Annotated in this window: 20 protein-coding genes; 5 read left to right on the forward strand and 15 right to left on the reverse strand. The window is 63.4% G+C overall.

Features of this window, described 5'->3' with window-relative positions; genetic code table 11:
* Positions 1–6: 6 nt before the first annotated feature.
* Genes bchI through bchO form a run of 3 tightly spaced genes read left to right on the forward strand, consistent with a single transcriptional unit; the run spans position 7 to position 3,547 of the window.
* Positions 7–1,014: a magnesium chelatase ATPase subunit I gene (bchI, locus tag AC6I9R_RS00725; protein ID WP_461427021.1), complete on the forward strand. Its 1,008-nt coding sequence runs from the start codon at positions 7–9 to the stop codon at positions 1,012–1,014.
* Entirely contained in the window at positions 1,011–2,702 is a 1,692-nt protein-coding gene (locus tag AC6I9R_RS00730) for a magnesium chelatase subunit D (protein WP_461427020.1), read from the forward strand. Before bchI ends, AC6I9R_RS00730 begins: the two co-directional genes overlap by 4 nt.
* Positions 2,699–3,547, forward strand: a complete 849-nt coding sequence (gene bchO / locus AC6I9R_RS00735; RefSeq protein WP_461427019.1) for an alpha/beta fold hydrolase BchO — start codon at positions 2,699–2,701, stop codon at positions 3,545–3,547. The genes AC6I9R_RS00730 and bchO overlap by 4 nt, the downstream gene beginning before the upstream one ends.
* 53 nt (positions 3,548–3,600) lie before the next feature.
* Here bchO and AC6I9R_RS00740 read toward each other — a convergent pair whose 3' ends face one another.
* The 15 genes from AC6I9R_RS00740 to bchF form a co-directional block, all read right to left on the reverse strand.
* A complete protein-coding gene (locus tag AC6I9R_RS00740) occupies positions 3,601–4,047 on the reverse strand; it encodes a c-type cytochrome (protein ID WP_461427018.1) in 447 nt (148 codons plus the stop codon).
* Positions 4,048–4,133: 86 nt separating this feature from the next.
* A complete protein-coding gene (hemA, locus tag AC6I9R_RS00745) occupies positions 4,134–5,348 on the reverse strand; it encodes a 5-aminolevulinate synthase (RefSeq protein WP_461427017.1) in 1,215 nt (404 codons plus the stop codon).
* The gene (gene puhE, locus AC6I9R_RS00750; protein WP_461427016.1) at positions 5,345–6,157 is read right to left on the reverse strand and encodes a putative photosynthetic complex assembly protein PuhE; all 813 of its coding nucleotides are present in this window, start codon (positions 6,155–6,157) and stop codon (positions 5,345–5,347) included. Before puhE ends, hemA begins: the two co-directional genes overlap by 4 nt.
* Positions 6,157–7,278 (reverse strand): magnesium-protoporphyrin IX monomethyl ester (oxidative) cyclase, encoded by a 1,122-nt coding sequence (acsF, locus tag AC6I9R_RS00755; protein ID WP_461427015.1) that lies wholly within the window; start codon positions 7,276–7,278, stop codon positions 6,157–6,159. Before acsF ends, puhE begins: the two co-directional genes overlap by 1 nt.
* Entirely contained in the window at positions 7,278–7,601 is a 324-nt protein-coding gene (locus AC6I9R_RS00760) for an O2-dependent cyclase accessory protein (RefSeq protein ID WP_461427014.1), read from the reverse strand. The genes acsF and AC6I9R_RS00760 overlap by 1 nt, the downstream gene beginning before the upstream one ends.
* Positions 7,602–7,604: 3 nt before the next feature.
* Positions 7,605–8,111 (reverse strand): photosynthetic complex assembly protein PuhC, encoded by a 507-nt coding sequence (gene puhC, locus AC6I9R_RS00765; RefSeq protein ID WP_461427013.1) that lies wholly within the window; start codon positions 8,109–8,111, stop codon positions 7,605–7,607.
* A gap of 16 nt (positions 8,112–8,127) precedes the next feature.
* A complete protein-coding gene (gene puhB, locus AC6I9R_RS00770) occupies positions 8,128–8,778 on the reverse strand; it encodes a photosynthetic complex putative assembly protein PuhB (RefSeq protein ID WP_461427012.1) in 651 nt (216 codons plus the stop codon).
* A 58-nt stretch (positions 8,779–8,836) separates the two neighbouring features.
* A complete protein-coding gene (gene puhA, locus AC6I9R_RS00775) occupies positions 8,837–9,619 on the reverse strand; it encodes a photosynthetic reaction center subunit H (protein WP_461427011.1) in 783 nt (260 codons plus the stop codon).
* A 12-nt stretch (positions 9,620–9,631) separates the two neighbouring features.
* Positions 9,632–11,062, reverse strand: a complete 1,431-nt coding sequence (locus tag AC6I9R_RS00780) for an MFS transporter (RefSeq protein WP_461427080.1) — start codon at positions 11,060–11,062, stop codon at positions 9,632–9,634.
* A gap of 2 nt (positions 11,063–11,064) precedes the next feature.
* On the reverse strand, positions 11,065–11,754 hold the full coding sequence (bchM, locus tag AC6I9R_RS00785; RefSeq protein WP_461427010.1) for a magnesium protoporphyrin IX methyltransferase: 690 nt from the start codon (positions 11,752–11,754) through the stop codon (positions 11,065–11,067).
* A complete protein-coding gene (gene bchL / locus AC6I9R_RS00790; RefSeq protein ID WP_461427079.1) occupies positions 11,755–12,675 on the reverse strand; it encodes a ferredoxin:protochlorophyllide reductase (ATP-dependent) iron-sulfur ATP-binding protein in 921 nt (306 codons plus the stop codon).
* 51 nt (positions 12,676–12,726) lie between these two features.
* A complete protein-coding gene (locus AC6I9R_RS00795) occupies positions 12,727–16,290 on the reverse strand; it encodes a magnesium chelatase subunit H (protein WP_461427009.1) in 3,564 nt (1,187 codons plus the stop codon).
* Positions 16,280–17,959, reverse strand: a complete 1,680-nt coding sequence (gene bchB / locus AC6I9R_RS00800; protein ID WP_461427008.1) for a ferredoxin:protochlorophyllide reductase (ATP-dependent) subunit B — start codon at positions 17,957–17,959, stop codon at positions 16,280–16,282. Before bchB ends, AC6I9R_RS00795 begins: the two co-directional genes overlap by 11 nt.
* A 151-nt stretch (positions 17,960–18,110) precedes the next feature.
* Positions 18,111–19,394: a ferredoxin:protochlorophyllide reductase (ATP-dependent) subunit N gene (locus AC6I9R_RS00805; RefSeq protein WP_461427007.1), complete on the reverse strand. Its 1,284-nt coding sequence runs from the start codon at positions 19,392–19,394 to the stop codon at positions 18,111–18,113.
* Positions 19,391–19,870, reverse strand: a complete 480-nt coding sequence (bchF, locus tag AC6I9R_RS00810) for a 2-vinyl bacteriochlorophyllide hydratase (protein ID WP_461427006.1) — start codon at positions 19,868–19,870, stop codon at positions 19,391–19,393. Before bchF ends, AC6I9R_RS00805 begins: the two co-directional genes overlap by 4 nt.
* A gap of 83 nt (positions 19,871–19,953) precedes the next feature.
* On the opposite strand from bchF, the gene AC6I9R_RS00815 reads away from it, so the two are divergent.
* Both AC6I9R_RS00815 and ppsR read left to right on the forward strand, forming a co-directional pair.
* Positions 19,954–21,036, forward strand: coding sequence for a cobalamin B12-binding domain-containing protein (locus tag AC6I9R_RS00815; RefSeq protein ID WP_461427005.1), 1,083 nt, complete (start codon positions 19,954–19,956; stop codon positions 21,034–21,036).
* A gap of 112 nt (positions 21,037–21,148) precedes the next feature.
* Positions 21,149–22,516 carry a transcriptional regulator PpsR gene (gene ppsR, locus AC6I9R_RS00820; RefSeq protein WP_497863050.1) on the forward strand — a complete coding sequence of 456 codons (1,368 nt, stop codon included), beginning with the start codon at positions 21,149–21,151 and terminating at the stop codon, positions 22,514–22,516.
* The last annotated feature ends 22 nt before the right edge of the window (positions 22,517–22,538 follow it).

Genomic DNA, 22,538 nt, shown 5'->3' on the forward strand with positions numbered 1-22,538 from the left:
GATGTCATGGAACCAGGCCCTTTCCCATTCTCGGCGATTGTCGGCCAGGAAGAAATGAAGCGCGCCATGATCCTGACCGCCATTGATGGCGGCATCGGCGGCGTTCTGGTGTTTGGCGACCGGGGCACGGGCAAGTCCACCGCCGTGCGCGGCCTGGCGGCTTTGCTGCCCCCGATTGAGGCTGTTTCCGGCTGTCCTGTGAACTCTGCGCGCGTCTCTGACGTGCCGGATTGGGTCGTTCTGAGGGATGACGAATTGGTGTCAAAGCCAACGCCCGTGATCGACCTGCCCCTCGGCGCCACCGAAGATCGCGTCGTCGGCGCATTGGATATCGAGAAGGCTCTGACCAAGGGCGAGAAGGCGTTTGAGCCGGGTCTACTGGCCCGCGCGAATCGCGGTTATCTCTACATCGACGAGGTGAACCTGCTGGATGACCACTTGGTCGATCTGCTGCTGGACGTCGCCCAGTCCGGCAACAACGTGGTCGAGCGGGAAGGGCTTTCGATCCGCCACTCGGCCAAGTTCGTTCTTGTCGGCTCCGGCAACCCCGAGGAAGGGGAGCTGCGGCCGCAACTGTTGGACCGGTTTGGTCTGTCGGTGGAGGTTTCCAGCCCCACCGATATCGACGTGCGCATTGACGTGATCCGCCGTCGCGATGCCTATGACCGCGACCCGGTTGCGTTTGGCGCCTCTTGGGCCAGCGCGGACGCGGATCTGCGGGCGCAGATCGTTGCAGCGCGGGGCCGTTTGGCGACGGTTGAGGCCAGCGACGACATGCTTCGCGATTGCGCCGCGCTGTGCGTAGCGCTTGGGTCCGACGGCTTGCGCGGAGAGCTGACGCTTCTGCGCGCCGCCCGTGCCTTGGCCGCGTTTGAGGGCGCCAGTGCCGTCACGCGCGCCCATCTGAAAACGGTCGCGCCCAGTGCGTTGCGCCACCGCCTGCGCCGCGACCCACTGGACGATGCGGGCTCGACCACACGCGTCGCGCGGGTGGTGGAAGAGGTTCTGGGGTGAGTGATGCGGAGACACGCTGGCAAGGGATCAACCTTGCGGTCGCGTGTTTGGCGCTGGACCCTGCCGCGATGGGTGGCTTTTGGGTCCGGGCACGGGTTGGTCCGGTGCGGGATCGGCTCGAAAACGGTCTCAAATCTGCACTACAGGGTCTATCTGTACGACGGATGGCGCCGAGCATGCCGGATGAAGCGCTTTTTGGGGGCATTGATCTGGCGGCAACGCTCGACACCGGTGTTTTGACCCAAACCAAGGGTCTATTGGCGGAGCCCGGGGTGTTGTTCCTGCCCATGGCGGAGCGGGTTGAACCGGGGCTTGCGGGCCGTTTGGCCAACGCTTTGGATGCCGGGCGGGGCCTGTCGATCATCGCGCTGGATGAAGGGGCGGAGCCCGGCGAACGCGCGCCGGACGCGCTGCTTGACCGCCTTGCGATCCATGTCGACCTTACCGATCACGCGCTTGCGGATGCGCCGGATCTCGCCATCGACCTCGACGCCTTGGCCGAGGCGCGGGCTCGGCTGCCGTTGATCGAAACGCCGGACAGCGCCGTCTCAGAACTGGCCGAAGTTGCTGCGCGTCTGGGCATCCTGTCCCTGCGCGCCCCATTGCAGGCGCTGGCCGTCGCCCGCGCTTCTGCCGCCCTGTCCGGCGCTGATGCGATTGAAGAGCCGGATCTTCTGACCGCCGTCGAACTCGTCCTCGCCCCCCGCGCCACGCGGATGCCGGAGGCACCCGAGGAGATGCCGGACGATCCGCCCCCACCACCCGACGACAGCGCCCCGGATGAGCCGGAGAGTGATGCGGAAGAGACATTGGATTTGCCCCCCGCAGAAATGCTGCTGGAGGCCGCGCGCGCGATGCTACCGCCGGATCTTCTGGCGCGCCTGGCCGCTGGAAAGGCCACACGGTCAGCGGCAGCCAGCGGCTCTGGCGCGTCGAAAACCGGCAACCGACGCGGGCGGCCTTTGCCGCCGCGGGCGGGGCGCATGGGCGGGGACGCTCGGGTTGATCTGGTCACCACGCTGCGCGCGGCCGCCCCTTGGCAGAAGATCCGCGCGGATATCACCGGGGTTACAGACCGCGTGCATGTGCGGATGTCCGATATCCGCCTGCGCCGTTTCAAGGAAACCTCCGACCGGGCGATCATCTTCGTGGTCGATGCCTCCGGCTCCAGCGCCATGGCACGGCTGGCGGAAGCGAAGGGCGCGGTCGAGCTGCTACTGGCCGAAGCCTACGCCCGGCGCGACCACGTCGCCCTTGTGGCCTTTCGCGGAGACGGCGCGGACGTGCTGTTGCCGCCGACCCGGTCGCTCGTACAGACCAAACGCCGCCTGTCCAGCCTGCCCGGTGGCGGAGGCTCTCCGCTTGCGGCGGGCCTGAAAGCGGCGTTGCATCTGGCGGAATTGGCCAAAAGCAAGGGCATGACGCCCTCCATCGCACTGCTCACGGATGGGCGGGCGAACGTGGACCTGTCGGGCACTGCGAACCGCACCACGGCTGCGGAGGATGCGACCCTGATGGCCCGCGCGATCCGGGCGGAGGGGTATCCCGCGCTCGTCATCGACACCGGCCAACGCCCGACACGGGGCCTCGACGCTTTGGCGCGCGACATGGGCGCGCCGTACCTGCCCCTGCCCCGCGCCGACAGCCGCAACCTCTCACGCGCCGTGGACGCGGCGCTGACCCCGTGAGCCTGCCACCCCCCGATTGGCCGAACCGAGAGGCCAGCCGCGTCGTCGCCGTTGCGCCGCATCGCTGGCATGTGCAGCAGATGGGCGCGGGGCCAGACGCCCTGCTGTTGCACGGCGCCGGGGCCTCTGCCCATTCCTGGGCACCGATTATCCCGCAGATGCAGTCTCTATTCCGCTTGTTTGTGCCTGATTTGACGGGTCAGGGGTTTACCCAAAGCCCCAAGGGTCGGGCGCGGCTGCCGGATGTTGCGCAGGATCTGTCTGACCTGCTTGGCGATCAAGCGATCTCCCCCCGCATCGTGATTGCCCATTCCGCCGGCGGTGCCATCGCGCTGGAAATGACGCGGCGCGGGCTGATTGCGCCCAAGCAGATCGTCATTCTCAACGGAGCGCTAGAGGACTTCAAAGGCGCCGCAGGCCTGATCTTTCCGGTGATCGCCAAGATCCTCGTGTTGAACCCTCTGACCGGCATGTTCCTGTCAGACGGCCCCCAATCCATGTCCCAGGCGCGCGCCGTGATCAAGTCGACCGGCAGCGCTCTGCCGGACGCCTTGCTGAAACCCTATGCGCAGCTGATCGGGCGCAAGCCACACATCGACGGAACGCTCGGGATGATGGCGCAATGGTCCCTGTCGGATCTGAACCGCGCTTTGCCCCGGATTGAAACACCGACGCTGTTCATCCACGGCGCGAAGGATAGTGCCGTCAGCGTCTCGGTCGCTGAGCGGGCCGCGAAAGCGATGCCGAACGCGGAACTGGTCGTTCTGGAGGGGGTCGGCCATTTGGCCCATGAAGAAACGCCTGATGCGGTGGCGGGACACATCAAGGCCTTCTCTCAAACGTAAAACGGGCGGCCCCTTTGGACCGCCCGCAGAATTCTTGCCGTCGAAAGCGCAGATTACTCTGCGTCGGGGCCACCCAGGCCAGCGATGTAGGCGTAGAGGTTCAGCGCGTCTTCTTCGGACCGCACGCGGAAGCTCATCGCGCCGCGCAGGCTGTCGTCGGATGCCGCTTCGCGAATCCAGCCGGTCGGATCCTGGACGTAGGCCACGAAAGACGCCTCGTCCCAGACCATTTCAGCTTCCATCAGCGCCGTCAGACCGGGGGAATACCGGAAATCCTCGATCGAGCCGATGGTGCGGCCGTCGATGCCCCAAAGGTTCGGGCCGGTGCGCGCGTTGCGCCCGGCAAGGGTTTCGCCCTCGGCGTCCACAACCACGTGGCAAGAGATGCACTGGCGGAACGCGCGTTCGCCGGCCTCTGCATCGCCTGTGATGTGGCCGTCGGCCACGACCGGAGTCGCAAGGAGTGTTGCCGCCGTGGCGAGAACAGTTAGTCGCTGCATGGGTAGTCTCCCTTAAAAAGTGCTCACGTCAGTATACCTAATCTTTCGACAGGTTCGTCCACACCTTTTTGTGACTTATTCGACGCTTAGGCAACAGCATGCGCAATGGCGCACTGCTTCCAGAGGGTTTTCAACGCCATGACGAGGTATTCGATATCCTCATCGCTATGCAGCGGACCTGGCGTAAAGCGCAGACGCTCGGTCCCTTTGGGCACGGTGGGGTAGTTGATCGGCTGCACATAGATGCCGAATTGGTCCATCAGGATATCGGACAGCATTTTGCACTTCACCGGGTCCTTCACCATCACCGGGATGATGTGGGAGGGGTTGTGTTCATGCGGGATCCCCTCCGCATCCAGACGGGCACGCAGGCGGGCGACCTGGCGTTTTTGCTGCGCGCGTTCCCACTGCGATTCCTTCAGGTGCTTGACCGAGGCCGTCGCAGCCGCAGCCACGGCGGGCGGCAAAGCCGTGGTGAAGATGAAGCCGGACGCGAAAGAGCGGATGAAATCGATCAGCGCGTGGGATCCGGTGATGTAGCCGCCGACACAGCCATAGGCCTTGCCCAACGTGCCCTCGATCAGCGTGATGCGGTCCATCAGCCCGTCGCGCTCGGCCACACCGCCACCGCGCGGGCCGTACATGCCAACAGCGTGGACCTCATCAATGTAGCTCATGGCGCCGTGTTTCTCGCAAACATCAAGAATTTCGGCGATAGGCGCGATGTCACCGTCCATGGAATAGACGGACTCGAACGCCACGATGGGTGTCGCGTTGGCGGGCAAAGTGGACAGCTTGCGATCCAGGTCTTCCGGGTTGTTGTGCTTCCAGATCAACTTGGCACATTTGGCGTGGCGGATGCCTTCGATCATGGAGGCGTGGTTGAGGCTGTCGGACAGGATCACCGCATTGGGCAGACGAGAGCCCAAGGTCGACAAAGACGCCCAGTTCGACACGTAGCCCGAGGTGAACAACAACGCCGCTTCCTTGCCGTGAAGGTCAGCGAGTTCGGCCTCCAACAGCTTGTGATGATGCGCGTTGCCCGAGATGTTGCGCGTCCCGCCTGCCCCGGTCCCGCAAGAGGCGACGGTGTCCATCATCGCCTTCATCACCGTGGGGTTGTTGCCCATGCCGAGGTAGTCGTTGGAACACCAAACTGTCACCTCGTCCGGGCTGCCTTCATTGTGGTTCTTCACACGGGGAAATTCGCCGCACGAACGCTCCAACTCGGCAAAAACACGGTAGTTGCCTTCTTCTTTCAAGGCATCAAGCTGGGTTTGGAACAGTTGATCGAAATTCATTGGACTTCCTCGCTTAGTCTTGTCGCTTGGGCAGGCTGGCGCCGCGCGGGCAGCATCCAACGCCATAGTTTCTCGTCAGGTAGGGGGAGCACCATGAACCAGTGCTCCAGTAGGGCGAGCGCTGTGAGGGCGCTCAACAGGGCGAAACCGACGGCGTCGGCGGTGGTATCGGCGGTCCACAAACGCTCTAGCCAGCAGGCAGAGGCGAAGGACAGACCGGTGATCGATATCGGGAACAGCCAGTTCATCCGCGCGGTGCGGAAGTGGCTGGGAAGATGGCTCAGGGGTTCGGGGATGAATTCGACATTCACCTTTCGCACACCCAGATAGAGGTTCAGCTTGGCGCTGATCCGCGCGGTGAAGAGCACCGCGAAGGTCCACATGCCGAACTGATTGTCGGCGCCCCAAGACAAGACGATCATGGCGAGCATGACGGCGGCCAGAAGCATTTCGTGGTAGGCAACGGTGCCCCAAGCGCGGATGAAACGCTCCCCCTCCGACACGTTGGGCACGGACTGAGAGGTGATGGGGCCCGTGATCGTGCCGGTCAGGAACGTCAGCTCGATCCAGCCCCAAAGGGCCAGCGCGGCAAGGAACGCCACGTAGACACCGGCTATGGTCGTATTTCCAAGCGTATCGATGAAGCCCGCCGCCCCCAGGACAAGGAACGGCAGGGTCATCAGGCAGGCCCAAAGGCGCGCGTGGGGCCCGCCGTGGTCGGCACGGCGCACAGCAAACAGGATCGCCCCGGTGGAGAACCACCAGACGAACAGGGCCACAAGGGCCGCGATCCAGGGAGAGCTGAGCATCAGTAGGCAGGCTCCATCCGGACAGAGGCCGGGGCCTCATTCTTGATGGCCGGGATCGTGAACAGGTTCACGAAAGCCGCCGCCGCCCGCACGCTTGCGGTGATCCGCTTGAAGAATTTGCCGTTCGCCTTGGCGTCGGCCACATCCACATTGGCGCGCTGCATTGCTTCCAGACCCTTCTGCCAACGCGGATGATCGATATCCGGGTGCAGCGGGAAGATCTGCCGCGTGATGGCCGAGGTCTTGGTGAAGACCTCATGCGCGTACCAATCGGGGTCCACTCCCAAGGCCGCGTGGAACACGGGACGCTGGTGATCACGGACGTACATGGTCGAATAGACCGCCGTCTGGAAGAACTTGATCCACATCTTGTTGGCCCAGGTCTCGGTCAGCTTCGGGTCACTCTTCATGATCAACGCGAAGGCTTCCCCGTGGGAGAACTCATCATTGCACCACTCCCGGAACCACTTGAAAATCGGGTGGAAACGGTACTCGGGGTTCGCCTCAAGATGGCGGAAGATGGTGATGTAGCGGGCGTAGCCGATCTTCTCACTCAGGTACGTCGCGTAGTAGATGAACTTCGGGCGGAAGTAGGTGTACTTCTTCTTCTGGGTCAGGAACCCGAGGTTCACAGAGATCCCCGCCTCGCGCAGCGCGTCGTTGATGAACCCCGCATGGCGCGCCTCGTCCCGGGCCATCAGCTTGAACAGCGTGACGATGTCTTCGTTGTTCCCGCGGCGCTTCATCTCTTTGTAGAGCACACAGCCGGAGAATTCGGCGGTGCACGACGACACAAGGAAATCCACGAACTCGGCCCGCAGCGCAGGCTCCATCCCGTCCCAGTCGATCTGGTCCCAGTCCTCGTTCTTCTTGAAATGGCCCTTGTTGGGGTCGGATTCCATCTGCGCGATCAGCGTGTCCCAATCCTCGCGGACGGAATCGACATTCAGCGCGTCCATCTCATCGAAATCGGTGGTGTAAAAACGCGGCGTCAGCAGGGTGTTCTGCATCGCGAGCGCAGTGGCGCCTTCGCTGTCGGTGATGCCCTGGTGGTTATCGGCGGCGAGCGCCTCTTCGACCGTGGCGGCGTCGGCGGAGTGGGTGCGTGCTGTATCCTTCATTAGACTGCTCCCAACGCTGTTTGCTCATCAACTTCCACCTCGTCCGAGAACGAGAATTCACACAGTTCCATGAACTCGAAGTCGCCCGTCATCCGGGTCCACAACTGCTCCAGCTTGGACGCGCGGGTGATCCGCGCCATGCGCTCCTCGCGCACGACCTCACCGTAAGGCGCCATCACCGGCGGGCCCTTCACTTGCACCTCGTCACCGGGGTTGATCGTTGCGCCGTTCAGAAACTTCACGTGCGCGTGCAGGCTGTCAAAGCAGTGGCTGACTTCAACCTCACAAGGCGCCATCTCAAAATCGCGTGTCAAAAGTCCCATGGTCTATTCCTCCAGCAGGCGCGCGAACGCCGCTTCATTGTCTGCGCCAAAGCCCACAAGCTCGGCTCTAAAGTCCGTCAGCGGATCGCGGAGGCCAATGCGGCCATCGGCAAATCGCACGACGCGGATGGGGTCTGAAGCCATCGCGCCCACGGCGCCTCTTTCACGTTCCAGCACACGGTACACACCGGCGACGAAGCCGCCCTCATCAGGGGCAAAATTCGCGATCACGGTGCCATCGAGGCCCATCACCCGGGCCGAGCCGTTCATCTCGGCATAGATCTGAACCGTGCGCTCATGGATGATCGGCACTTCCTCGACGGTGGGGGGCTGTGCGCTTAGCGGGCGATCCGTCAGCCGGGCGTAGCTGACGATGATCAGCACGCAGACGCACAGGATGAACATGGCGCGCACCAGAACGGTGGGCACCATTTCCTTGTCTCGTACGACAAGCTTCTTTTCCGCAGGGGTGCGGATGTAAGCTCTGTCGGTTGCGGGGGATTGGGTCATTGGTCGTTCTCCTCCCCTATTCCGCAGGTTGAGCGGCCATCTCAGGCACGCGGGTGATTTCGATTTGTGGCTCCGAGACGGCGGTCTGGGCCGCCTCTGCCAATATTGCCGCCACGGCGCGGGCATCGGGGATGCAGCGCAGAGACGGTTGCGGATGCTTCAGCTTCCAGGGCCGGATGTGGGGCCATGTCAGTACGTAGCTGAAGCCCATGCCGCCTTCGGGGTTCATCTCTAGCGAGATGCTCCCATGGCCGGATTTGCGCAGGCGCAGATCGGCGTTGAGAACCTGCTTGAACGGCAGGTTCAACGTCATGGTCAGCGCGGCGCCAATGCGCATGGCAACGCGCTTGTTGGTGATCGTGTAGACGGTGGCCTTGGCCTGAACCAACGACACGAGGATCAACAGGACGCAAACGATCAGGCCCAGGACAAGGAAGAACGACGCTGCCGTCGCCGAGGCCACCCATGTTTCTGTCGCCGCCCCGCCAACCGTGCGCCAGGCGAAGAGGAAGACGAAGTAGCCAACGACCCACCACAGGGACAGGGATTCCTGCACCAGGGCCCACCAACTCGGCTGCCCCTGCCAAAGGATTTCTTCCCCCTCCGGCAGCGCTTCGGGCAATCCACGGACCGGCTCGGTCTGGAAGTCGTCGTGGTCATGGGCCATTGGTCGTTTCTCCTCTCACGTCTCTTTGCCCGCCTGGTCTAAGGGCGGGCATCTTGGCTTACAGCAGCGGGTCTGCGCGTTTGTCGTCGGCGTAGAGAATACCGGCACCGTAGTAGGCCGAGATCCTCTCTTCCTCTAGCTTGGTGATCTGCGCGTCCGACTTGGTCGTCGGCACACCGGCAAAGTGCTTGCCGTGGATCGCGTTGATCGTGACCCGCCGCCAGATCTGACAGAAGTGGATGGGCACAAGCCGCGTGCCACCGCCGTGATCTGCATCAAGCGTGATCTCAAGGTAGCGGACCAGCTGTTCCGGCACGTCGATCCACATGTCGGAAATCGTGCCGACTTCCTCTCCGTCACCGGCGACGACGGTCATGCCCATGGGGTTCTTACCGGCGCTCACGTGCATGTCAGGGCGCTTGGCCAGCGGCTCGATCTTCGGATGGCCATGGCCGTCCAGTTCAGGCTCGTCCCGGCGCGGGGTCCAGGCGCCCGAGCCGATGCCCGCCAGCATCGGGTCGCCCTTCGGGTCGTAAGGGAAGCCGTGGGACTTGGCGCCCGCCTCCATCACGTCGTCCAGATCGTGGCGATAGTGCGCCTCTTCATTCTCGGCCGAGGGGACGGTCACGTCATCGCGGCCATGGGGCACAAGGAAGGTTTTGGGGTTGGGCACCGGAAACGGGCCCTGGTTCGGCGCGGCGGTGCCGTCGTCGTTTTCCAGCGGATAGCCTTCGCGCATGTTCTCGGTCTGCAGGTAGTAGATCAGCAGCGCGAAGAAGATCCAGAACAGCCAGATCGAGAGGCTGGCGAGGTCGAAATTCCCGAAGAATGCATTTTCCATCTTAAGGGTCCTTTACGTAGGGAGGTCGGCGAGGCCGAGTTTCGCCCCCCCATCCGAGTTTGTGGTCGGTCGTGTACGTGTGCTGACCAGCGGCCCAAGGGCCACCAGGGTCGCGAAGAGCAGTAGGATTTCGAGGTGGTAGACGACGGAATATCCCGTCGCCGCGTTCCCCAAAGCATCGCCAAGTTGTCCAGACATGGCGAGATGATTGACGCCATCGCGGACAGCGCCGCCGATCGCGATAGAGATGCCCGCAGCCGTGGCTTGCGCCGCGCCCCAGGCGCCCAGGGCGAGGCCACGGCCTGCGTTCTGAGTGGTGGGCATGGTCATGGCCGCCGTCAGCGTGGCGATGGCAAAGAGCCCGCCGCCAAGTCCGATGCCGCAGGCGCCGATGAAGAAGAGCTCGGAAGAGCCCCAGGGGTTCGAGAAGATCACCGCACAGAAGGCGAGCGCGCCGATGAGGATGCCACGCGCGGCCATGCGGAAAGGGTTGATGCCGCCTGCCAGCCATTTGGCCGCCAAGGCAAAGCCCGCCAGCGCGCCAGCGGCCCAAGTTGCCGTGAGCAGCGTGGTGGCGGAAACCGAAAGGCCGAGGATCTCGCCACCGTAGGGTTCCAGCAGAACGTCCTGCATGTTGAAGGCCATGGTGCCGAGAAAGACGACAACCAGAAGCCGCCCGGCGGTGCCGCCGCTGGCGTAGTCGGTCCAAGCCTCCTTGAAGGTGGGCGAGGCCTCCGCGCGCTCGGCCTTGGACATCGGCAGGATACGCTCCTGTTTCCAGAGCGCGGTGACGTTGAGGACCACCGTCAGCACGGCACAGGTCTGGATTACCTGGATCAGCTCAAGGGGCGTGAACTCGTAGAGGAACCAGCCGATGACAACGGCGCTGACGCCCATACCGACGAGGAACATGACGTAGAGAAGGGCGACGACGCGGGGGCGCGTCTCATCCGTGGCGCGGTCGGCGGCAAGGGCGAGGCCCGCCGTCTGGGTCATGTGCATGCCGATGCCGGTCATCACGAAAGCCAGGCCCGCCAGGATTTCACCGGCGAAGGGAATGTCGTGGGTCACCTGGGTGACCTCTCCCCCCAGAACCAGAAGCGAGGCGGGCATGATGGCGAGGCCGCCGAATTGCCAAAGGGTGCCGAACCAGAGATAGGGGATGCGCTTCCAGCCGATGGCGGATTTGTAGGTGTCGGATTTGAAGCCGAGGAGCGCGCGGAAGGGGGCGATCAGGACCGGCAGCGCGACCATGCAGGCCACGAGGAACGCGGGCACCCGAAGCTCCACGATCATCACGCGGTTGAGCGTGCCGAGCAGCAAAACGGCAGCCATCCCGACAGAGACCTGGAACAGCGACAGACGCAGCAGTTGGCCCAAGGGAAGATCCTCGGACGCGGCATCTGCGAAGGGCAGATAGCGGATGGATATGCGTTTGAGCATACTCACGCGCGCACCTCCATACAGGAGGAGATGTAGAAGCCGGAATTGACCTGCTCAAGCTTGAGCAGGGTGCTAACCCCATTGTTTTTCAACAATTCTTGCCGAACACGTTTTTCGCTATGCGGGATCATCACGGGCGAGCGGTCGCTGCGGGGGAACAGTTTTCCGACGCCGAAGAACGCCATCAGGAAGGGCGTTTTCGGGGCAACGGTGAAGACGATGTGGGGGCAGCGGCGCGAGAGGCCTGCGAGCGCGCGGCCCAGGTCGGGCGCGGTGTAGTAGATCATCGAATCCATCGCCATGGCGTGGTCGAAGGTGCCCAGATCCGTCGACAACATGTCGCCCGACAGGAACGTGACGCGGGACGCCAAATCCTCGGGCATGCGCTTCTGCGCGATGTCGATGAGTTGGGGGGAGATATCGATGGCCACAACCTCGGCTCCGCGCGCGGCGAGGATCTCACTCATCGCACCGGTGCCGCAACCTGCGTCCAGCACGCGGCGACCGCTCAGGTCTTCGGGAAGTGCAGACAACATCACGTCGCGCATCTTGTCGCGGCCCGCGCGCACCGTGGCCCGCACGCCGGAGACGGGCGCGTCAGAGGTCAACCGCTCCCACGTTTTTGTCGCGGTGCGGTCGAAATAGGCCTCTACCCGGTCGCGGGTGGCGTCATATGTGGGCGTTGCCACCATTCAGTCGAACCCCAGCAGTTCAAAGATATCGCGGTCTTCGAGCGGCGCGGGCGCCAGCGGGTCGGTGCCTGCATAAAGCGCCTCGGCCAGTCGCACGTATTCGGCGCGGCACTGCACGATGTCTTCGTCATCGGGCATCTCGAAGAGGGTCTTTTTCTTGAGGCGCGAGCGGCGGATGGCGTCCACGTCGGGCATGTGGCCGATGCGCTTGAAACCCACGACGTCGCAGTAGCGGTCCACCTCGTCCGTGTCTTTGGAGCGGTTGGCGACGCAGCCCGCGAGGCGGACGTTGTAGTTCTTGGACTTGGCCTGGACGGCGGCGATGATGCGGTTCATCGCGTAGATGCTGTCGAAATCGTTGGCGGTGACGATCAGAGCGCGGTCGGCGTGCTGGAGCGGCGCGGCGAAGCCACCGCAGACGACATCGCCGAGGACGTCGAAGAGGACAACATCGGTGTCTTCCAGCAGGTGGTGCTGCTTGAGCAGTTTCACCGTCTGGCCCACGACATAACCGCCGCAGCCGGTGCCTGCGGGGGGGCCGCCAGCCTCGATGCATTGCACGCCGTTGTAGCCTTGGGTCACGAAATCCTCTGGCCGCAGCTCCTCGGCATGGAAATCGACGGATTTGAGGATGTCGATGACCGTGGGCTGAAGCATCCCCGTCAGCGTGAAGGTGCTGTCGTGCTTGGGATCACAGCCGATTTGCAGGACCTTCTTGCCCAGCTTGGAGAAGGCGGCAGAGAGGTTCGACGAGGTCGTCGATTTGCCGATCCCGCCTTTGCCGTAGACGGCGAAAACCTTCGCACCTTCAATCTTCATCGAAGCGTCCTGGTGCACCTGCAACGAGCCTTCGCCATCCTGACCTTTGAGGATCGGCGGGGACTTGATGCCGCGCGCCTCCAGCCCTGCGGCTTCGCGCATGGCGGCCCGGGCGGCGGGGGGGTTCTTGTCGTCCAGCATGATCTCTCTCTCCTATTCCGCCGCCACGTTGAGGCCCTCTAGGGTGTCCTCAAGTTCATCCGCACCGGCCTGAAGGGCGGCGAGCGTGGCGTCGTCGGGTTGCCAGTAATTGCGTTCGTGGGCCTCCAGCAGGCGGTTGGCCATGCGGGCGGAGGCTTGGGGGTTCAGGTCCGCCAACCGGCGGCGCATGGCCTCGTCGAGCACAAAGGTCTCGGACAGACGCTGGTAGACCCAGGGGTCGACCTGGCCGGTAGTGGCGGACCAACCGAGCGTGTTGGTGACTTGGGCTTCGATCTGGCGGACGCCTTCGTGGCCGTGCTTGAGCAGGCCTTCGAACCACTTGGGGTTGAGGGAGCGGGAGCGTGTTTCCAGCGCGACCTGGTCCTGCAGGGTGCGGACCTTGCCATCGCCGCGCGTCTGGTCGCCGATGAACACGGGCGTCTCCTGCCCGCCCTTGGCGCGTTTGACGGCGCGGGAGATGCCGCCGAGTGTGTCGAAGTAGTGATCGACCGTGGTAACGCCCAGCTCGACGCTTTCGAGGTTCTGATACGCCAGATCCACGTCCTTGAGCGCGCTTTGCAACATGCCCGCATTCTTGTGGGCCTTGCCGTCGACGCCGTAGGCAAAGCTTTTGCGGGCCTCATAGGCGTCGGCCAGTTCCTCTTCCTGATCCCAGGCACCGCTATCGATCAGTTGGTTCACGTTGGAGCCGTAGGCGCCTTCCGCGTTGGAGAACACGCGCAGGGCGGCTTCTTCCATCGGCACGCCCATCTTGGTGGCGTAGTCCAGCGCATGGGCGCGGACGAAGTTTTGTTCCAGAGGCTCATCCGCAGTGGCGGCCTTGTAGGCGGCCTCGGCCAACATGCGGGTTTGCAGGGGCAGAAGATCACGGAAGATGCCGGAGAGGGTCATGACCACGTCCACCCGGGGGCGTCCGAGATCTTCCAGCGAGATCAGGTCCGCGCCACAGAGGCGGCCGTAGCTGTCGAAGCGGGGCGTGGCACCCATCAGCGCGAGGGCCTGAGAGATCGGGCCGCCATCGGATTTGATATTGTCCGAGCCCCAAAGCACGAGGGCGACGGAGTGGGGGAAGGTATCAGCGGCCTCGATCAGCTTGTCGGCCTGCTTGGCGCCATCGCGAAGCGCAAAGGCGGTGGGCATGCGGTAGGGATCGAAGGCGTGGATGTTGCGGCCCGTGGGCAGAACCTCGGGCGAGCGGATCAGGTCACCGCCGGGCACCGGTTCGATGTAATGAGCGGAGAGGGCGCGCATCAGGCCGGTGAGTTCGGTCTGCTGGCGCAGGAGGTATTCAATCTCGGCGCGCTTCTCGGTATCGGTGACGTCAATGACGCGCATGTGTTCCTGCAGTTCCGCTTCCGACATGCCGCGACCGACGACGTGGAGGCCATCGGGGATCAGCGCGTCCTCGGTTTCCAGCAGGGTGAGCCAGAGTTTGTCTGGGTCCGTATCAGTGAGGTCAACGGCCTCGGCCTGGGTGCGGATCAGCTCGGCCATTTCGACGCGTTCATGGGCATCGGGGGCCATGGCGCGCCACCGGGTGAGGGAATCCTTGAGGTCCGAAAGGCCCTTGTAGAGGCCGGACGCCGCCAGCGGCGGGGTCAGGTGGGTGATCGTCACAGCGCCGGAACGGCGCTTGGCCAGCGTCGCCTCGGACGGGTTGTTGGAGGCATAGAGGTAGACGTTCGGCACCTCGCCAATCAGACGATCAGGCCAGTCGCGCGCCCCCATGCCGGATTGCTTGCCCGGCATGAATTCCAGCGCGCCATGCATGCCGAAATGCAGGATCACGTCGGATTGGAACGTGTTGCGCAGCCACATGTAGAACTGCACGAAGGCGTGGGTGGGGGCGAAGCCATGCTCAAACAACAGGCGCATCGGGTCGCCCTCATACCCGAAGGTGGGCTGGACGCCGACGAAGACCTTGCCGAACTGAGCGCCGAGGATGAAGACGCCGTTGCCGTCGGATTGCACCTTGCCGGGCGCGGGGCCCCATACGGCCTCAACCGCCTTGAGCGGCGGCGTATTGCGCACGATGGTATCGGCATCCACATGGGCCGCGACATTGGCCTGCTGGCCGTATTGCTTAGCATTGCCGTTCAGAATCGCATGGCGCAGGTCGTCGACGGTGGCGGGCGGCGTGATGTCGTAGCCGTCGTCCTTCATCTTGTGCAGCGTGTTGTGGAGGCTTTCAAACACGCTGAGGTAAGCCGCCGTGCCGATAGCGCCCGCGTTGGGCGGGAAGCCGAAGAGAACCACGGAAACCTTCTTGTCGGCATTGGCCTTGCGGCGCAGGGTCGCCATGCGAAGGGTCTTTTCGCAAAGGCTTTCGATCCGCTCCAGACAGGGGGCCATGGCCTTGGTATCAGACGAGCGCGGGCAGTTCAGGGAACAGCCGTGGCAGCCGTCAGGGCCGTGACGCCCACCGAAAACGGTCGGGTTGGTGGCGCCGTCGATCTCGGGCAGAGCTACAAGGATGGTGGTCTCCACCGGGCCCAGGCCGCCCGCGCTTTCCGCCCATTGGCCAAGCGTCTGGAACTCGATGGGATGGGCAGCGATGTAGGGGACGTCGAGCTCTTTGAGGGTCTCAACCGCCGCATCGCTGTCGTTGTAGGCGGGGCCGCCAACAAGACTGAAGCCCGTCAGCGAGACCAGCGCATCAACGCGGTCATCGGTGAAATAGGCGCTGATCGCAGGGCGGCCATCGAGGCCGCCGGCGAAGGCAGGGATCACCGCAATACCCTTGGCCTGCATGGCGCGGATGACACCGTCGTAATGCGCCGCATCGGAGGCGAGCACATAAGAGCGCATCATCAGAAGGCCGACGGTAGCGACCGGATTTTCCGGGTTCGGAAGGTCCGCGACCTCGGTGGTGATGTGGTGGCCGGGCAGGTCGGGGTGATACAGGCCGACCTCAGGATAATCGATGGGCGCAGCGGCTTTCGCACCCTTGAACGCGGCATCATGGGCGTAGGTGCCGATGAGGAAGCGAATCATCTGCTCGACATTGTCATCAGAGCCGCCCAGCCAATATTGCATGGTCAGGAACCAGGCGCGCAGGTCCTGGGCCTTGCCGGGGATGAACTTCAAGATCTTGGGCAAGCGGCGCAGCATCTTCATCTGCTTCTCGCCCGAGTCCACCGACGGCTCCTTGGAGCCGCGCAGCTTCTTCATCAGTTTCATCGCGCCCGACGCGGGCTTCATCATGTCCAACTCGCCCATGCGCGTCAGCTGCACGACTTCCTTGGCCGAGATGATGTTGATCATCGCATCGCAGGCGTCGCGACGGGCCTCCAGCGCGGGGCGGATCGCGGTGATATGCTCGTCGATGAACAGAAGGTTGGAGACGATGATATCGCCATGCTTCACGGCAAGCTTCGCCTCTTCCAACGCAGCGGGGTTCTCGCCCCATTCGGCGGCGGCATGGATCGAGACGTTGAGGCCGGGAAACTCGTAGGCCAGACGTTCAGACACACGGGCAGCGGGACCCGCCACATGGCTGTCCATCGTGATGATTACGAACCGGTAACCCGGGATATGATCGCCATCACCGCGCATAATGGGCCTTCGCCTCATAAAGCGTATCGAGGGAAATCTCCTGAAGCCCCTGCTCGGACGCAAACTTCTCGGTATTCCGCCGTGCCTTGCCACGCACGAAGAAGGGGATCTTCTTCAACTCGCGCTCAGCATCTGCCAGCCACACCATGACATCGGAGCCTGAGGGCTGAGCCTCCGCCTGAGCCTGGGACGCCGCTCCCTCATTCCCCGTTCCGGAAATATCCCGGGGGGTCTGGGGGGCTGGCCCCCCAGGTGCGACGCTAGTCCGCGGAGCTGACGCATCGGTTTGCAGCGACAGCCCCTCCTCCCTATCGCCCCCATCGGGGCGAACGGTCCTCGCAGCTGTCTGGGGTTTGGGGCTATGGCCGCCGTGGTGGCTTGGCCCGGCCTCATCATGGAATTCGAAGTCTTCGCGGAACATCGCGAGGAGGTGTTCTTCGAGGCCCATGACGAGCGGGTGGATCCAGGTATCAAAAATGACATTCGCGCCTTCCCAACCCATTTGCGGCGAGTAGCGTGCGGGGAAGTCTTGGACGTGCACAGGAGCGGAGATCACGGCGCAGGGGATGCCGAGGCGCTTGCCGATGTGACGCTCCATCTGGGTGCCCAGGATCATCTCGGGCGACGCATCTTCGATGGCCTTTTCGACTTCCAAGTAGTCGTCGGTGATGAGCGCGGGAACGCCGAAGTCTTTGGCGAGTTCCCGGATGGAGCGGGCGAATTCGCGGTTGTAGCAGCCGAGGCCCACGACCTCGAATCCCATTTCATCGCGGGCGATGCGGGCGGCGGCTTTGACATGGGTCGCGTCGCCGAAGAGGAACACGCGCTTGCAGGTGAGGTAGGTGCTGTCGACGGATTTGGACCACCAGGGCTGGCGCAGGCGGGAGAGGTCTTTGCGCGGCTCGACGCCGCAGAGTTGGGCCACTTCCGCGACGAACTCATGGGTCGCGGCGACGCCGATGGGGACGGTCTTGGTGTAGGGCTGACCGCAGGTGCGTTCCAGGTGGCGGGCGGCGGTTTCCGCGTGCTCGGGGTACATCAGGATGTTGGCGTGGGCGGCGCCCATGCGGGTGATATCCTCGGGCGTGGCATCAAAAGGCGCCACGACGTTGACGCCGATGCCCATCTCGAACAGCAGGCCCTTGATTTCCTCAATGTCGTCGCGGTGGCGGAAGCCGAGGGCGAGGGGGCCGAGGAGGTTCACGGTCACTTCCGGCGTGCGCTCTACGGGGCGGGCGAGGGTCTTGACGATCTGGTAGAAGGTCTCGTCCGAGCCAAAGTTCTCCTTGCGCTGGTAGGAGGGAAGTTCCAGCGGGATGACGGGGACGGGGATGTCCATGGTCTCGGCCAGGCCACCGGGGTCGTCCTGGATCAGCTCAGCCGTGCAGGAGGCGCCGACGATGAGGGCCTGGGGCTGGAACCGGTCGTAGGCGTCCTGGCAGGCGGTCTTGAAAATGCCAGCGGTGTCTTCGCCAAGATCGCGGCCTTCGAAGGTGGTGTAGCTGACCGGCGGGCGATGATCGCGGCGCTCAATCATGGTGAAGAGTAGATCCGCGTAGGTGTCGCCCTGGGGGGCGTGCAGGACGTAGTGCAGGCCTTTCATGGCGGTCGCGACGCGCATCGCGCCGACGTGGGGCGGGCCCTCGTATGTCCACACAGTTAATTTCATGACGTCACCTCGCTTTGCGAGGTGAGCGGTGCGAGGTAGCGTGTTTCACAGAAACGCGCGTTCGCACTCGGTGGCAACTGGCGTGCATTGGGGGGCCAGCCCCCCAAACCCCCCGGGATATTTTTGGAACAGGGAAGGAGGGACGCGCGGGTCATTCGGCGGCCTCCAGTTTCAGGAGGGCGCGGCGGCGGACGGGGCGGGAGAAGAGGCCTGCGAGGTCGCCTGCCTGTTCGTAGAAGTGAACCGGAGTAAAGACGAGTTCGATGGCCCATTTGGTGGTGAGGCCCTCGGCTTCCAGGGGGTTGGCGAGGCCGAGGCCGCAGACGGTGAGGTCTGGCTGCGCGGCGCGGACGCGGTCGAGCTGTTTGTCGACGTCCTGGCCTTCCGAGATTGTGGGGCCGGCGGGCATGAGGTCGAGGTCGGGGCCAACGAGGCCTTTGTGGATGAAGGGCTGGCCGATCTCGATCGCCTCCATGCCGCATTCGCGGGTGAGGAAACGGGCCAGGGGGATCTCAAGCTGGCTGTCGGGCATGAAGAAGATGGTCTTGCCGTGGAGATGCTCGGACGCGTTGGCGATGGCCTTGCGGGCGCGGGCGCGGGGGGCGGCGGTGACGCGGTCGAAGGTCTCATCGTCGACGCCGAATTCATCGGCGATGGCGCGGAGCCAGAGGGTTGTGCCTTCTTCGCCGAAGGGGAACGGGGCCTGGATGTGGTGCGCGCCGCGGCGGGTCAGGGCGGCGGCGGTGTCGCCCAGGAAGGGCTGGAAGCAGGCGAAGAGGGTGTTGGGGCCGACGCCAGGAGCCTCGGATGTGCGAGGGGCGGGGAGGACGCGGATGGGGCCGATGCCCATTTGGGTTAGGAGCGACACGGCTTGGTCTTCGACGACGTCGGGCAGGGCGCCCACGAGGAGGAGTTCGCGTTGGTCGGTGGAGGGCAGAACGGGGACCATGGAGGCGAGGCAGGCGTCTTCGCCCTGGGTGAACGTCGTCTCGATGCCGGAGCCGGGGTAGTTGAGGACGCGGACGTGGGGGGCATGTTCGACGGTCAGGCGTTCGGCGGCGCGGGCGAGGTCGAGCTTGATCACCTCGGACGGGCAGGAGCCGACGAGGAACAGCTGTTTGATATCGGGGCGGCGGGAGAGGAGGCGGGCGACTTCGCGGTCTAGCTCCTCGTGGGCGTCGGCCATGCCGGCGAGGTCGGTTTCTTCCAGGATGGCGGTGCCAAAGCGGGGCTCGGCGAAAATCATCACGCCAGCGGCGCTTTGCAGCAGGTGGGCGCAGGTGCGGGAGCCGATCACCAGAAAGAACGCGTCCTGCATCTTGCGATGCAGCCAGATGATGCCGGTGAGGCCGCAGAAAACCTCTCGCTGGCCACGCTCTTTGAGGACGGGGGTGTCACGGCAGGTACCGGAGGGGATGTTGGCGGGCGTGTTCATGGGGCGGCTCCAAGACGGGCTTGGCGCAGCTTCCACAGGAACTGGGCGGCGTTGATGACATAGGCGGCATAGGCGGCCAACGCGATCCACATTTGTGTCGTCGTCGGCCAGCCGCTGAGCAACGCCCAGACGTAGGTCAGATGCAGGGCGATCACGAGGAAGGAAACGACGTCTTCCCAAAAGAAGGCTGGGGCGAAAAGCCATTGACCGAAAACGACTTTTTCCCAAATCGCCCCGGTCACCATGATGGTCAGCAAGATCGCCGTCTTGAGGATGATCGAGGCGGTCGCCGCGTCATATCCGGTGCCCGCCACAAGGTAGCGAATGACCAGCGCGAGAGAGACCAGAAATACCAGGAACTGAACCGGCGCCAGAATGCCCTGCACCAACGTCCAGACAGTCGCATCACGCCGGGCGCGTTCTTCAGGCGTATAGAGCTGCGCGTGGGGCAGCCCGGTCATGGTATCGGTCGTCATGGGTTTTCGATTCCTCCAGGCCCTACACCGAAATTAGGTCTGGTTGGACTGGAGTGTCAATCTAAACTTACACTTGCCCGCGGATGTCGACTTCGCGCACCCAAAACACGAAAGCGTCACTTTTTGCTTTGTTTCCTTGGGTTTTTCTGCATCTGGTGCTATGCAGATACCACTACCTAGAGTTGAAATCGCGTAAAGTGTCTAATTCCTTTGACATTTACCGCACGACTCAGCGAACTATGGGGTATACGGCAGAATACATCGCAGCTTTCATGGCATGGACCCCGTGCGTCGTAAGCAAAGGTATTGGCAACACGATGGCCGACGACAGCAGATCATTCGCACGCGGGCGGGCCGTTCTGGCCGACCATGACGTGAGCGAGCTTGCCAAGCTGGCGCTGCAACGGTTGGCGCGCCCGCAAGGGGCCGGTCCGACCCGGTCGCGGGGGCTGGCCGAGCGCCTGGATGACCTTTGCGATGCGTTTCTGTCCGACCAGAATGAAGAGCGTCATCAGGCGATCCACCAGATGCGCGTGGACGGGATCACCACGATCGAGATCATCGATCACGTCATTCCCGCCGTCGCCGCCGTGTTAGGGCAGCGCTGGATCGATGACACGTTAAGCTTTGTCGAGGTCACCATTGGCTCGGCCCGGTTGCAGGAGGCCGTGCGCGCCCTGATCGCACATGAATTGTCTTCGACGGCAACGGACCTACGTCACCATAAGAACTCTGCGGATCCAGGTCGGGTCCACACGCCACGGGTGTTGCTTGTGATCCCGCGGCCCGAACACCATACGTTGGGTGCGTTCGTGGCCGCAGATCAGTTCCGCCGATACGGCTATGCCGTTGATATCGCGGTCGATCAACACCCCAAACAAATCGCCGTAACTTTACGGGAACGGCGCTATTGCATGATTGGAATAACGATTGCGGGCCGCAGAACGCTTGCATCATCAAGAGAATTGGTGGACATAATTCGTTCCACCGTGACCCGCGTCACGCCGATCGTTCTTGGCGGTTCCTTGTTGGAGACAGACCAAGACCTGAAGATGGCGACTGGCGTTGATCACGTGGCAAGAACTGTACGGGATGCGTTGGAAATATGTGGTTTGAACATTGTGGAGTTAGACCCTCCTCGCAAGTTGATGGCAGACCACTTCTAAGAACTTTTGAACGATCTGTGACGGAGGCCATGTTCTTATGAACACGCGCGGAACAGATTTTTGGGATAAACCCTCGGCGTCCCCCATTGGGCCCGAGCAGTTTAACGAGATTGTGACCACTGCCGCGGATCTGGCGATTGTGCTGGATACGGGTGGCAAGGTGCATTCGGTGGTAACCAACCCGCTTAACCCCACTTTGGGGCAGCTTGACCATTGGAAGGACCGCGACATCCGCGAATTCCTGACGGTGGAGAGCAAGCCGAAGATCGAGGCCCAGCTGACGGCCTACCGGGACGGGCAGAAGGTCAAGGTCGACGCGATCGAGGTCAACCACTCGGACAATGCGAATTGGGAATTCCCCATTCGCTACACCCTGCACAAGACGGGCCGCGACGACATCATCCTGATGTTGGGCCGCGATCTGCGCCCGATTGCCGAGTTGCAGCACCGCCTGGTGAAAGCGCAACTGGCGCTGGAGAAAGACTACGAATCCCACCGTGATTACGAGACGCGCTACCGGGTGATTATGGAGGCCGCGCGCGATGCACTGGTGTTGGTGGACGTCGCCTCGGGCCGGATCGTGGACATCAACGGGCTTGGCGCACAGATCCTGGGCGCAGAGGCCGACACGCTGACCGGTGCGGCCTTCACGCAGGAATTCGATGGCCGCCGTCGGGGCGAGTTCATTGAAGGGCTGGTGGCGGCAGCGGCCGATGAGGCCTCTAAGATCATGACGGTCACGGCGCGCCGCACCCAGTCGGAGGTCGCGCTGCACCCGGTGGTGTTCCGCGCCGCCGGAGATCGCACCTTGCTGTGCCGGATCGAGGCGGCGGGGACGGCCGAAACGGTCGCGGCCGAGCTGACGCAGGTTTTGGCCGCGCTTTATCGCGAAGGGGCCGATGCCATCGTGTTCACGGACACGGCGGGCACCATCCGTTCGGCCAATGAAGCGTTCCTGAGCCTTTGTGACGCCGGCCAATTGGCCGATATCCGGGGCAAGTCCCTAGGCGACTTCTTGTCGCGCGGTTCGGTTGATCTGAAGGTCCTGATCGATAGCGCAACACGCAACAAGAAGATGCGCCTCTATTCCACCCGGCTGGAAGGGGCGTTCGGCTCGCAACTCTCGGTCGAGATGTCTGCGACGCACCTCAGCAGTGGCGGCACGTCGGGGTTTGCCTTCATCGTGCGCGACACCAGCCGGATCGAGGTTGTGCGGGAACCGCCAAGCGCCCCGCCCTCGGCCATGTCCGACGACGCGATGCGCAATGTGATGGATCTTGTGGGCTCTGCCCCGTTGAAGGATATCGTCGCGGCAACCACGGACGTGGTGGAGAAGATGTGCATCGAAACCGCGGTGGAATTGACCGACAACAACCGCGTCGCCGCCGCCGAGATGTTGGGGCTTTCGCGCCAATCGCTTTACGTGAAGTTGCGCAAGTATGGGCTGCTGGCGAAGAACGATACCAACGGATCGTCCTAGAGCGTCAACCTGAGTTTACACT

The sequence above is a fragment of the Gymnodinialimonas sp. genome (genome assembly GCF_059726805.1).